Source organism: Pseudomonas sp. B21-051 (assembly GCF_024748795.1).
GTDB lineage: Bacteria > Pseudomonadota > Gammaproteobacteria > Pseudomonadales > Pseudomonadaceae > Aquipseudomonas > Aquipseudomonas putida_A.
This window is the reverse complement of the sequence record NZ_CP087166.1, coordinates 1,023,917-1,036,510: the sequence shown is the minus strand read 5'-3', so window position 1 is coordinate 1,036,510 and position 12,594 is coordinate 1,023,917. Positions and strand designations below refer to the sequence as shown.

Genomic DNA, 12,594 nt, shown 5'->3' with positions numbered 1-12,594 from the left:
GGAGCACCTTATGCCCGCCCCTGTTCTGTCCGGCCCGCAATACCTGCGCGAAGGCCTCAAACTGGTTCTCAGCCCCGGCCTGCGCCTGTTCGTGTTGCTGCCGCTGGCGATCAACCTGGTGCTGTTCGTCGGATTGATCTATCTGGCCGGCCATCAGTTCAGTCTGTGGGTCGACAGCCTGATGCCGTCGCTGCCCGACTGGTTGAGTTTCCTCAGCTACATCTTGTGGCCGCTGTTCGTGGTGCTGGTGGCGCTGATGGTGTTCTTCACCTTCACCATGCTTGCCAATGTGATCGCTGCGCCGTTCAACGGCTTTCTCGCGGAGAAAGTCGAAGTGGTGGTACGCGGTACAGACGACTTCCCGGCCTTCAGTTGGGGCGAACTGATCGCGATGATCCCGCGCACCCTCGCCCGGGAAATGCGCAAACTCGGCTACTTCCTGCCCCGGGCGATCGGCCTGTTCATCCTCTCGTTCATCCCGGTGGTGAACATCGTCGCCGCCCCGCTGTGGCTGTTGTTCGGTGTGTGGATGATGGCAATCCAGTACATCGACTACCCGGCGGACAACCACAAACTGGGCTGGAACGAGATGCTCGCCTGGCTGCGCGAGAAGCGTTGGCAGAGCATGAGTTTTGGCGGGATTGTCTATCTGGTGCTACTGATTCCGGTGGTCAACATCCTGATGATGCCGGCCGCCGTTGCGGGCGCGACCTTGTTCTGGGTGCGTGAACGCGGGGCGGAGAACCTCGTCACGCAGCGCTAGGCCGCTCACAAACAGCCAGTCACAAATCCATCATCCGAACGTCACAAGCACGACATGGCCTCAGCCGACACTGAGGTCATGACGACAGCTCTGCATATCACCCTGATCAGCGAAACCTTCCCACCGGAAATCAACGGGGTGGCCAATACCCTTGGCCGCTTGTGCGATGGCTTGCGCGCGCGTGGACATCAAGTGGAACTGGTGCGCCCGCGCCAGGCGGGCGATCCGCAGCGCGTCGAGGACGATGCCTTGCTGTTGTGTCGAGGCTGGCCATTGCCGGGTTATCCCGGTCTGCAATGGGGACAGTCGTCGATGCACAAGCTGCTGCGGCGCTGGAAACGCCAGCGCCCGGATGTGCTGTACATCGCCACTGAAGGGCCGCTCGGTTTGTCGGCATTGCGCGCGGCGCGGCGATTGGGGATCTCGGTGGTCAGCGGCTTTCACACCAATTTTCAGCAATACACCAACCAATACGGGCTGAGTTTGCTGACGCGCTTGCTCACGCATTATCTGCGCTGGTTTCACAACCGTTCGGCGATGACTCTGGTGCCCAGTGTCAGTCAGCGCCTGGAACTGGAGCGCCGGCATTTCGATCGCCTCGCCCTGCTCTCTCGAGGCGTGGACAGCCAGTTGTTTCACCCGGCCAAGCGCCTGAACGGCTTGCGTGAGCAATGGGGCCTGAGCGAGCAGGACATCGCGGTGATTCACGTCGGCCGGTTGGCCCCGGAAAAGAACCTCGGCCTGCTCAAGCGCTGCTTCGACACCCTGTGCCGCACTTATCCACAGCGCAAACTGAAGCTGATCGTGGTCGGCGACGGGCCGCAACGACTCGCGCTGGAAAAGGAGCTGCCCGAGGCGATCTTCTGTGGTTCACAACGCGGTGAAGCGCTGGCGGCGCACTATGCGTCCGGTGACATTTTTCTGTTCCCGAGCATGACCGAAACCTTCGGTAATGTGGTGCTTGAGGCGCTGGCGTCAGGGCTGGGAGTGGTCGCTTACGATCAGGCCGCGGCGGCGCAGCATATTCGACACGGCTACAACGGCGTGTTGGCGATGCCGGGGGATGAGGAAGCGTTATGCGATGCGGCGGCTTGGCTGCTGGAAGAAGATGAGCGATTGCGTTGTGTACGCCTGAATGCGCGCCAGCATGCCAGTCGTCAGGGGTGGGCGGCGATCATCGAGCAATTTGAAAAGCATTTGCGTGGGGCGTGTGTACGGGAGCAGGTGTTGCCGAATGCGCAGACATTGCCTTAGATCTTTGCTGATTTTGAACCTGCCTTCGCGAGCAGGCTCGCTCCCACAAGGGATCTTCAGTGAACACAGATTCTGTGAACCCAGAGAAACCTGTGGGAGCGAGCCTGCTCGCGAAGGGGTCGGTAATGGCGAAGTTTAAACCAGCGTCATCAACGCCTCACGGCTGAACGGCAGAATGTCCTGCTCACGCCCTTCGCGGACTTTCAGCGCCCAGTCCGGATCCACCAGCAGCGCGCGGCCAACCGCCACCAGATCGAACTCGTCGTTGTTCAGACGCTCCAGCAGTTTCTCCAGGCTTGCCGGTTGCGCGACCTTGTCGGTGTTGACCATGAACTGCAGAAACTCGCCGTCCAGGCCGACGCTGCCCACGGTGATAGTCGGCTTGCCGGTCAGCTTGCGCGTCCAGCCCGCCAGGTTCAGCTCGGAACCGTCGAATTCCGGCTCCCAGAAACGCCGCGTCGAGCAGTGGAAAATATCCACGCCGGCGTCGGACAGCGGCTTGAGGAATTCGCCCAGCGCCTCCGGGGTCTGCACCAGACGCGCGGTGTAATCCTGCTGCTTCCACTGCGAGAAACGGAAGATGATCGGGAAGACTTCACCGACTGCCGCACGCACCGCTTGAATCAATTCAATGGCGAAACGCGAGCGGTTGGCCAGGCTGCCGCCGTATTCGTCGGTGCGCTGGTTGCTGCCTTCCCAGAAAAACTGGTCGATCAGGTAACCGTGGGCGCCGTGGATTTCCACGCCGTCCATGCCGATGCTTTGCGCATCTTTGGCGGCCTGGGCGAACGCGGCGATCACGTCCTGAATGTCCTGTTTGCTCATGCCGTGCACCACGAGCTGGCCGTCCTTGAGTTTTTCCGTCGGACCGTAAGCCGGCACGCTGGCGTCCGGCTCGGTGCCAATGCGGCGCACACTGCCGACATGCCACAGTTGCGGAACAATCTTGCCGCCCTCGGCATGCACCGCGTCGACGACTTTTTTCCAGCCGGCAAGTGGCGCTTCACCGAAGAACTGCGGCACGTTCGGGTAACCGTTGGAAGCCTTGTGACCGACAGTGGTGCCTTCAGTGATGATCAGACCAACACCGGCCGCAGCGCGGCGACGGTAGTACTCGATCACTTTGGAATTGGGTACGCCACCCGGGGAAAACGAGCGGGTCATCGGCGCCATCACCACACGGGTCGGCAGTTCGAGGGCGCCGAGGTGGAACGGTTTGAACAGGGCTTGCACCGGCATTGGAAGGCTCCGCAGGGAATGACTTTATGACGGCGATAATATGGAGAGTTACAAGCCTTGAACAGCATTATTGATTTGGGTGATCAAGGATCAAAAGACACAAAGCAAAAGATCGCAGCACCGACAGTCCTCTGTAGGAGCTGCCGAAGGCTGCGATCTTTTGATCTTGCTGGTTCAGCCCAGCGCTTTTTCAATCGCGTGCACGATCGTCGGATCATCCGGCGCCGTGCGCGGCGAGAATCGCGCCAGCACCCGGCCGTCCTTGCCGAGCAGAAACTTCTCGAAGTTCCAGGTGATATCCCCAGGAAACTCCGCGCCCTCGCCCGCCAGCAAGCGGTAGAGTTGATGGCGATCATGGCCGTTGACTTCAAGCTTGCTCGACAACGGGAACGTCACGCCATAGTTCAGGCTGCAGAATTCCTGGATCTCCTGTTCGGTGCCGGGTTCCTGGCCAGCAAACTGGTTGCACGGCAGGCCCAGCACACTGAAGCCCTTGCCCTTGAATTGCTGGTAGAGGTTTTCCAGCGCCGCGTACTGTGGGGTCAAGCCGCATTTGGAGGCGACGTTGACCACCAGCACGACTTGGCCCTTGAAAGGCGCCAGCGGTAGCTCCTGACCATCCAGGGCTGTCAACTTAAGGTCGTGAAAAGCACTCATGACGGACTCCAGATTTCCGTGTTCTACTCGAAACAGCCACTTGGCGAGAGCGCCAAGGACAGCCGCGGACTAAAAAGGCGCCCGCAGGCGCCTCTCCAGTACTCGAAGCTTAGCGCAGAAAATCAGTGGTGATGGCCACCTTCGCCATGGACGTGGCCATGAGCGACTTCTTCCTGGCTGGCGTCACGGATAGCAACGACCTTCACTTTGAAGTTCAGACGCTGACCGGCCAGTGGGTGGTTGCCGTCGACGGTGACGTCGTCGCCGTCCAGGTCACGGATGGTCACGATCTGCATCTGGCCGTCCGGCGCCGAAGCATGGAACTGCATGCCGACTTCCAGCTCGTCAACGCCTTCGAACATGCTGCGGCTCAGGGTGCTGACCAGCTCGGCAGCGTATTCGCCGTAAGCGTCTTCCGGCTCAACGGAAACTTCCAGCTCGTCACCAACAGCTTTGCCTTCCAGAGCTTTTTCCAGGCCCGGGATGATGTTGCCTGCGCCTTGCAGGTAGACCAGCGGAGCGCCGCCGGCAGAGCTGTCGATGACCTCACCAGCGTCGTTGGTCAGGGTATAGTCGATGGAGACAGCCTTATTGGCGGCGATCAGCATGGGGCGAGACCTTTTGCAGAAGAATATAGAAAGACCAAGTTTAGCGAAGCCATCGCGCGAAAGCGAACACAACCCGGACAAACGGGATTCGACGATCACCGGCTTCCATCAGGATGAAGACAGTCACTGGGTGGCCGAGCTTTCCTGTGGCCACACCCAGCACCTGCGCCATCAGCCGCCATGGCAATCGCGCGCCTGGGTCCTGGACCCGGCGCAACGTATTGAAAAAATAGGCCAAGCCTTTGCCTGCGGTTGGTGCGCACAAGGCTCGGTTAGCGATAACCTTGGCGACTGAATTGCGGTAGGCGGTCACGTATAGATCGCCACCATTGCCATGCACCCTTAGAGAATCCGCATGCAAACTTTTTTTATCGCGCCCACCGATTTTGGCGTGGGTCTGACCTCCATCAGCCTCGGGCTGGTGCGTACCCTGGAGCGGGCCGGACTGAAAGTCGGCTTCTTCAAACCGATTGCCCAGCCGCATCCGGGCGACACTGGCCCGGAGCGTTCCACCGAACTGGTGGCGCGCACCCACGGCCTGAAACCTCCGCAACCATTGGGTCTGGCCCATGTCGAGCGGATGCTCGGCGACGGTCAGCTCGATGAGTTGCTTGAAGAAATCATCGCTCTGTATCAGCAAGCTGCCATCGGCAAAGACGTGCTGGTAGTCGAAGGCATGGTGCCGACCCGCAGCGCCAGCTACGCCGCGCGGGTCAATTTGCACCTGGCGAAAAGCCTGGATGCCGAGGTGATTCTGGTCTCGGCGCCGGAGAATGAAGTGCTCGCCGAACTTTCCGGTCGCGTGGAATTGCAGGCGCAATTGTTCGGCGGCCCGAAAGACCCGAAAGTCCTCGGCGTGATCCTCAACAAGGTCAAGACCGACGAGAGCATGGATGCCTTCGCCACGCGCCTCAAAGAGCATTCGCCATTACTGCGCAGCGGTGATTTCCGCCTGCTCGGCTGCATTCCGTTTCAACCCGAACTCAATGCACCGCGTACCCGCGACGTCGCCGACCTGATGGGCGCGCAGGTGCTCAACGCCGGCGATTACGAAACCCGGCGCATGACCAAAATCATCATCTGCGCACGGACCATGCGCAACACCGTGGAGCTGCTCAAGCCCGGCGTGCTGGTGGTGACTCCGGGTGATCGCGACGACATCATCCTCGCGGTCAGCCTCGCGGCATTGAACGGCGTGCCGCTGGCCGGCCTGTTGCTGACCAGCGACACCCTGCCCGACCCACGCATCATGGATTTGTGCCGAGGCGCGTTGCAGGCCGGTCTGCCGGTGTTGTCGGTGAGCACCGGCTCCTACGACACCGCCAACCTGCTCAACGGCCTGAACAAGGAAATCCCCATCGATGACCGCGAGCGTGCGGAGATCATCACTGACTTCGTCGCCAGTCATCTCGACGCCAAATGGCTGCATCAACGCTGCGGCACACCGCGGGAAATGCGTCTGTCACCCGCGGTATTTCGCTACCAACTGATTCAAAGGGCGCAGTCGGCGAACAAACGCATCGTCCTGCCCGAAGGCAGCGAGCCGCTCACCGTGCAAGCGGCGGCAATCTGCCAGGAGCGCGGCATCGCCCGTTGCGTGTTGCTGGCCAAACCCGAGGACGTCGAAGCCGTGGCCCGCGCGCAAGGTATCGAGTTGCCGCCGGGGCTGGAGATTCTCGATCCGGACTTGATCCGCGAGCACTATATCGAGCCGATGGTCGCGCTGCGCAAAAGCAAAAGCCTCAACGCGCCGATGGCCGAACAGCAACTGGAAGACACCGTGGTGATCGGCACCATGATGCTCGCGCTGGATGAGGTCGATGGCCTGGTCTCCGGTGTGATCAACACCACCGCCAACACCATCCGTCCGGCCCTGCAACTGATCAAGACCGCACCGGGCTGCACGCTGGTGTCGTCGGTGTTCTTCATGCTGTTCCCCGAAGAAGTGCTGGTCTACGGCGACTGCGTGATGAACCCGCACCCGAGCGCCGCCGAACTGGCGGAGATCGCTCTGCAAAGCGCCGATTCGGCCGCAGCATTCGGCATCAGCCCGCGCGTGGCGATGATCAGCTACTCCAGCGGCGAATCCGCCAGCGGCGAAGAAGTCGAGAAAGTCCGCGAAGCCACCCTGCTCGCCCACGAGCAACAGCACTCGCTGCTGATCGACGGCCCGTTGCAATACGATGCCGCTGCCAACGCAGACGTCGCCCGGCAACTGGCGCCGAACAGCCAGGTGGCCGGTCGCGCCACGGTGTTCGTGTTCCCCGACCTCAACACCGGCAACACCACCCACAAAGCCGTGCAGCGCAGCGCCGACTGCGTCAGCCTCGGCCCGATGCTGCAAGGCCTGCGCAAACCGGTGAACGACCTGCCGCGCGGCGCGCAGGTCGACGACATCGTCTACACCATCGCCCTGACCGCGATTCAAGCCGCCAACCGACCTATGGATGTGTAAATGCTGGACTTCCTGCCCGCCCCGATTCGCGGCGTGATCGCCGCGCTGCTGTTGGCGCTCAATACGATTCTGCTGTGCTCGTTCCTGTTCTGCGTCGCGCTGATCAAAGTGCTGCCCTTCGCCCTCGCCCGCCGCGCCTCACTGTGGCTGATGAGTCACACCCACGAAGCCTGGATCAGCAACAACAAAGGCTGGATGAACCTGGTGCGCCGCACCCGCTGGCACATCAGCGGCCTGCAAGGTCTGGACTACCAACACTCGTACCTGATCACCAGCAACCACCAGAGCTGGGTCGACATTCTGGTGCTGCAATACGTGCTCAACCGCCGGATCCAGCCGCTGAAATTCTTCCTCAAGCAGGAGCTGATCTGGGTCCCGGTGATCGGTCTGGCGTGGTGGGCGCTGGGCTTCCCGTTCATGAAGCGCTATTCGAAAGCGTACCTGGAAAAACATCCGGAGAAGAAAGGCAAAGACCTCGAAACCACACGCAAGACCTGCGCGAAATTCCGCAACAACCCGGTGGGAATTTTCAATTTCGTCGAAGGCACACGCTTCACCGAAGGCAAACATGCGCAACAGCAATCGCCGTTCAAATACCTGCTCAAACCCAAGGCCGGCGGCATCGCCTTCGTGCTGGACGCAATGGGTGAGCAACTGGAGTCGATCGTCAACGTGACCATCCACTATCCGGGCGGGCGTCCGGGTTTCTGGGATCTGCTGTGCGGCAACGTGCGCGAGGTGGTGGTGCACTTTGAAGAACTGAAAATCCCGCCGGCCTTCATTGGCAAGAACTACGACCAGGACGGCGAATACCGCCTGCAATTCCAGGGCTGGATCAATCAGCTGTGGCAGGACAAGGATGCGTTGTTGGAACAGATGCACCGCGAATTCCCAGACAAACGCTAATCCCCTGTAGGAGTGGGTGTGTTCAGTGGGAGATTGGTCGCTCGCAGGCCGCCTTCGCTGGCAGGCCAGCTCCCACAGTTGGAATGGGTGCGTTCAGTTGGGGATTGGTTGGGTGGCAGGCCGCTTTCGCGAGCAGGCTCGCTCCTACAGTTTGGGTTGGGTGTGTTCAGTTACGGATTGGTCGCTCGCAGGCCGCCTTCGCTGGCAGGCCAGCTCCACAGTTGGAATGGGTGCGTTCAGTTGGGGATTGGTTGGGTGGCAGGCCGCTTTCGCGAGCAGGCTCGCTCCTACAGTTTGGGTTGGGTGTGTTCAGTTAGGGATTGGTCGGCTGGCAGGCCGCTTTCGCTGGCAAGTCAGCTCCCACAAAAGATCAAAAGATCGCAGCCTGCGGCAGCTCCTACAGGGAAGATAAGTACAACCCGCACGCGGCGCAGGCGCCCCACTCCAGGATGAGCGCAAGCTCGGCTGTCGCTCTTGATCTTGATCTTGATCCACAGGCGACGTCGGCAGGCTGAGTGGAGGGATTGATCCGGGGGTGGGAGCGCAGCGACCGTTTGGCGTAGCCAAACACAGCGAGAGGAGGTGCAGCGAAGCAAACCGTAGGCGCTGCCCCCGGATCGATCCCGCAGCGAAGGGACCCCGAGCCCCAGCGAGCGGGCCGCACGTAGGAGCAAGCCTTTTTGGTTACTTTTTCGGCGTCTGGAAAAAGTGACCCGCCGTAAGGGCGGAACCATAATCAGCCGTTACCGCAACAACGGATATGTACTCAATCAACAAGAGCATGGTCGGCCCAAAGGCCGCCACCGCCGAAAATCAAATGACCCTCAATAAAAAAGCCCGCCGATGATCACTCATCCGCGGGCTCTTCATTTCCGGCTAACGCTTAAATCGCGCCACGCTTGCGCAGCAGATCCAGCACCTGCTTGACGCTTTCTTCCAACGACAACGACTGCGTGTCGATCACCAGATCAGCATTCAGCGGCACGTCATACGGGAACGACTCACCCGGAATATTATCGCCACCCGCAGCATACAAGCCCTGCGGATCACGCTCGGCACACACCGCCGGCGAAGCCTGCACATAAACCGTCAGCAGACGCTCCTTGCCGATCAGATCCTTGGCCTGCTCGCGACCTTCTGCACTCGGCGCAACAAACGCCGCCAGCGTCAACAGACCGGCTTCGTTGAACTGACGCGCCACGTGCGCAGCACGCCGCCAGTTCTCGGTACGGCCGGCACGATCCTGCGGCAGACCTTTGTTCAGGTCGTGACGCAGATTCTGACCATCCAGCACAAACACCGCACGGCCCATGTCGAACAGCTTGCGCTCGACCGCATAGGCCAGCGTGCTCTTGCCCGCGCCCGACAGACCGCTGAACAACACGGTGGCTGGCTGCTGGCCAAAACGCTGGGCACGTTCCTGGGTGGCGACGTGGGCCAGTTTGCCGTGATGGGTCGCGGTACCGTGAGACAGCGGCTGCGCGACGATCATGCCGGCGCCGACGGTGCCGTTGGTCAAACGGTCGATGACGATGAACGCGCCAGTGGTGCGGTTGCTGTCGTAACCGTCGAGGGCGATCGGCGCGTCGAGCGCGATCTTCACCTTGCCGATTTCGTTGAGCTGCAACGCGCTCGCCGGGCCTTCTTCGAGGGTGTTGACGTCGACCTTGTTGACGATGCTGGCGATCGAGCCCGGCACGTAACTGGTGGCGCGCTTGATGTCGTATTTCTTGCCCGGCAGCATCGGCTCTTCAGCCATCCACACCAGCATCGCTTCGAAGCTGTCGGTGACCGGCGGCACGTTGTCGGCATGCACCAACAGGTCGCCACGGGAGATGTCGATCTCGTCTTCCATGGTCAGCGTCACCGCTTGACCCGGGCCGGCCTGCTCCAGCTCACCTTCGAAGGTGACGATGGATTTGACGCGACTGCTCTTGCCCGACGGCAGAACCACAACCTCGTCGCCCTTGTGCACGATGCCGCTGGCCAGTGTGCCGGCGAAACCGCGGAAGTTCAGGTTCGGACGGTTGACGTACTGCACCGGGAACCGCAGGTCGGTGAAGTTGCGGTCGCCCGCCACTTCCACGGTCTCGAGGATTTCCATCAGCGATTGGCCTTTGTACCAAGGCGAGCGCTCGGACTTGTTCACCACGTTGTCGCCCTTGAGGGCAGACATCGGCACGAAGTGCATGCTGGTCGGCTTCATCTTCAAGCCTTCGGCGAACTTCAGGTAGTCGGCCTTGATCGATTCGAACACGCCTTCATCGAAGCCTTTCAGGTCCATCTTGTTGATGGCGACGACGATGTGCTTGATGCCGAGCAACGAGGCAATGAAGCTGTGGCGGCGGGTCTGGGTTTGCACGCCGTAACGCGCGTCGACCAGGATGATCGCCAGGTCACAGGTGGAGGCACCGGTGGCCATGTTGCGGGTGTACTGCTCATGGCCGGGGGTGTCGGCGATGATGAATTTGCGCTTGGCGGTGGAGAAATAGCGGTAGGCGACATCGATGGTGATGCCCTGCTCACGCTCGGCCTGCAGGCCATCGACCAGCAATGCCAGGTCGATGTCGTCACCGGTGGTGCCGACTTTCTTCGAATCGCGGGTGATGGCTTCCAGATGATCTTCGTAGATCATCTTGGAGTCGTGCAGCAGGCGCCCGATCAGGGTGCTCTTGCCGTCATCGACGTTACCGCAGGTCAAAAAGCGCAGCAGCTCTTTACGTTCGTGCTGGCCCAGGTAGGCGAGGATGTCCTCGCTGATCAAATCAGATGCGTGCGACATGACAACCCCTTAGAAATAACCCTGACGTTTCTTGTCTTCCATCGAGCCTGCGCCATCGTGGTCGATGACCCGGCCCTGGCGCTCGGAAGTTCGCGTCAGGAGCATTTCCTGAATGATGTCCGTCAGCGTCTCGGCTTCGGACTCCACCGCGCCCGTCAACGGGTAGCAGCCAAGGGTACGGAAACGCACTTTCTTTTTGACGATGCGTGCCTTGTCCTCGTCGGACAGGTGTTCGAGGATACGGTCGTCGTCGATCATGATCAGCGTGCCGTTCTTCTCGATCACTTCACGCTCGGCGGCGAAGTACAGCGGCACAATCGGGATGCCTTCGAGGTAGATGTACTGCCAGATGTCCAGCTCGGTCCAGTTCGACAACGGGAACACGCGGATGGATTCGCCCTTGTTGACCTTGCCGTTGTAGACGTTCCACAGCTCCGGACGCTGGTTCTTCGGGTCCCAGCGGTGCTTGCTGTCGCGGAACGAGTACACGCGCTCTTTCGCGCGGGATTTCTCTTCATCGCGACGAGCACCGCCGAACGCGGCGTCGAAACCATGCTTGTCGAGCGCCTGCTTGAGGCCCTCGGTCTTCATGATGTCGGTGTGCTTGGCGCTGCCGTGGGTGAACGGGTTGATGTTCTGCGCCACGCCATCGGGGTTGATGTGGGTAATCAGGTCCAGGCCCAGCTCCTCGACCATCTTGTCGCGGAACTTGTACATCTCCTGGAATTTCCAGCGAGTGTCGACGTGCATCACCGGAAACGGCAGTTTGCCCGGGAAGAACGCCTTGCGTGCCAGATGCAGCATCACGGCGGAGTCTTTACCGATGGAGTACAGCATCACCGGGTTGTCGAACTCGGCGGCCACCTCGCGGATGATGTGGATGCTTTCCGCCTCCAGCTGTTTCAGATGCGTCAGTTTGTCGACCATGGCTACTCACGAAAGCTTTCTTATGAACGGCCAGCGGGCCGTGTTCGAGCGGGGAATGCTAGCACAGCGACCTCTTCTAATCAGGACGCCTACTAGATCGAAAGGGCATATCAATATGCCCACCGGTTTGCCTCCATTCTCCCTGTAGGAACTGCCGCAGGCTGCGATCTTTTGCCTTTGTTTTTAGGATCAAAAGATCGCAGCCTTCGGCAGCTCCTACACAAGGAACGGTGTAGGTCAGATCGGGTTCGGGCAATCGATGAAGATGTGTTCGAGGGCGAAGCGCTTCGCCAGATAGTCACCCAACGCCTGCACGCCATAGCGCTCGGTGGCATGGTGGCCGGCGGCGATGAAGCTGATGTCATTTTCCCGCGCGCTGTGGAAGGTCTGCTCGGAGGCTTCACCGCTGAGGAACAGATCGACACCCGCCGCCACGCCCTGATCGATATAACCCTGCCCGCCGCCAGTGCACCAGCCGACCCGACGAATCATCGCACTGCCCTCGACCAGCAGCGGCTCGCGGCCCATGACTTCCTGGACTTTTCGCGCGAAATCACGCGCAGTCATTGGTTCGCTCAACGAGCCAACCAACCCGACAATTTTGAGGTTGTCCGGATCCAGCGGCCCTTCGACGGTGATGTCCAGCTGACGCGCCAGTTGCACGTTATTGCCGACCTCCGGGTGCAGGTCCAATGGCAAGTGGTAGGCGAGCAGACTGATGTCGTGTTTGAGCAAAGTCTTCAAACGACGCTGCTTCATGCCGGTGATGCACGGGTTCTCGCCTTTCCAGAAATAACCGTGATGCACCAGCACCAGATCCGCTTCGGCTTCCACCGCAGCATCGAGCAAGGCCTGACTGGCGGTGACGCCACTGACGATGCGCATCACTTGCGGGCGGCCTTCGACCTGCAGGCCGTTCGGGCAATAATCAGCGATTTTTGCACTGCCAAGGTAACGGTCGGCTTCTTCGACGAGGGTGCTGAGGGCGACGGCCATGAAAGAC

General features: G+C 60.5%; 11 protein-coding genes. 5 read left to right on the top strand and 6 right to left on the bottom strand.

What is annotated here, in order from left to right:
* Window positions 1–10: 10 nt before the first annotated feature.
* On the top strand, window positions 11–763 hold the full coding sequence (gene cysZ / locus LOY52_RS04470; RefSeq protein ID WP_047597828.1) for a sulfate transporter CysZ: 753 nt from the start codon (window positions 11–13) through the stop codon (window positions 761–763).
* A 54-nt stretch (window positions 764–817) separates the two neighbouring features.
* Window positions 818–2,017 carry a glycosyltransferase family 1 protein gene (locus tag LOY52_RS04465; RefSeq protein WP_258678432.1) on the top strand — a complete coding sequence of 400 codons (1,200 nt, stop codon included), beginning with the start codon at window positions 818–820 and terminating at the stop codon, window positions 2,015–2,017.
* Window positions 2,018–2,152: 135 nt separating this feature from the next.
* Here LOY52_RS04465 and LOY52_RS04460 read toward each other — a convergent pair whose 3' ends face one another.
* The 3 genes from LOY52_RS04460 to LOY52_RS04450 all read right to left on the bottom strand — a co-directional run bounded on the left by LOY52_RS04460 (window position 2,153) and on the right by LOY52_RS04450 (window position 4,521).
* Complete coding sequence (locus tag LOY52_RS04460; RefSeq protein ID WP_258678431.1) at window positions 2,153–3,256, bottom strand: NADH:flavin oxidoreductase; 1,104 nt, start codon at window positions 3,254–3,256, stop codon at window positions 2,153–2,155.
* Window positions 3,257–3,430: 174 nt separating this feature from the next.
* On the bottom strand, window positions 3,431–3,913 hold the full coding sequence (locus LOY52_RS04455; RefSeq protein WP_258678429.1) for a glutathione peroxidase: 483 nt from the start codon (window positions 3,911–3,913) through the stop codon (window positions 3,431–3,433).
* A gap of 122 nt (window positions 3,914–4,035) precedes the next feature.
* On the bottom strand, window positions 4,036–4,521 hold the full coding sequence (locus LOY52_RS04450) for a peptidylprolyl isomerase (RefSeq protein ID WP_007968032.1): 486 nt from the start codon (window positions 4,519–4,521) through the stop codon (window positions 4,036–4,038).
* On the opposite strand from LOY52_RS04450, the gene LOY52_RS04445 reads away from it, so the two are divergent.
* From LOY52_RS04445 to LOY52_RS04435, 3 genes are read left to right on the top strand one after another with little or no spacing between them, the layout of a single operon-like run.
* The gene (locus tag LOY52_RS04445; protein ID WP_258678425.1) at window positions 4,490–4,816 is read left to right on the top strand and encodes a DUF3565 domain-containing protein; all 327 of its coding nucleotides are present in this window, start codon (window positions 4,490–4,492) and stop codon (window positions 4,814–4,816) included. The two genes, LOY52_RS04450 and LOY52_RS04445, sit on opposite strands and share 32 nt — an antisense overlap.
* Window positions 4,817–4,876: 60 nt before the next feature.
* Window positions 4,877–6,976: a phosphate acetyltransferase gene (pta, locus tag LOY52_RS04440; protein WP_258678423.1), complete on the top strand. Its 2,100-nt coding sequence runs from the start codon at window positions 4,877–4,879 to the stop codon at window positions 6,974–6,976.
* Complete coding sequence (locus tag LOY52_RS04435) at window positions 6,977–7,882, top strand: acyltransferase (protein ID WP_258678421.1); 906 nt, start codon at window positions 6,977–6,979, stop codon at window positions 7,880–7,882.
* 883 nt (window positions 7,883–8,765) lie between these two features.
* Here LOY52_RS04435 and cysN read toward each other — a convergent pair.
* The 3 genes from cysN to LOY52_RS04420 form a co-directional block, all read right to left on the bottom strand.
* A complete protein-coding gene (gene cysN, locus LOY52_RS04430; RefSeq protein WP_258678419.1) occupies window positions 8,766–10,664 on the bottom strand; it encodes a sulfate adenylyltransferase subunit CysN in 1,899 nt (632 codons plus the stop codon).
* Between the two features lie 9 nt (window positions 10,665–10,673).
* The gene (gene cysD / locus LOY52_RS04425; RefSeq protein WP_003221715.1) at window positions 10,674–11,591 is read right to left on the bottom strand and encodes a sulfate adenylyltransferase subunit CysD; all 918 of its coding nucleotides are present in this window, start codon (window positions 11,589–11,591) and stop codon (window positions 10,674–10,676) included.
* Between the two features lie 237 nt (window positions 11,592–11,828).
* Complete coding sequence (locus LOY52_RS04420; protein ID WP_258678416.1) at window positions 11,829–12,587, bottom strand: Nif3-like dinuclear metal center hexameric protein; 759 nt, start codon at window positions 12,585–12,587, stop codon at window positions 11,829–11,831.
* Window positions 12,588–12,594: the final 7 nt, after the last annotated feature.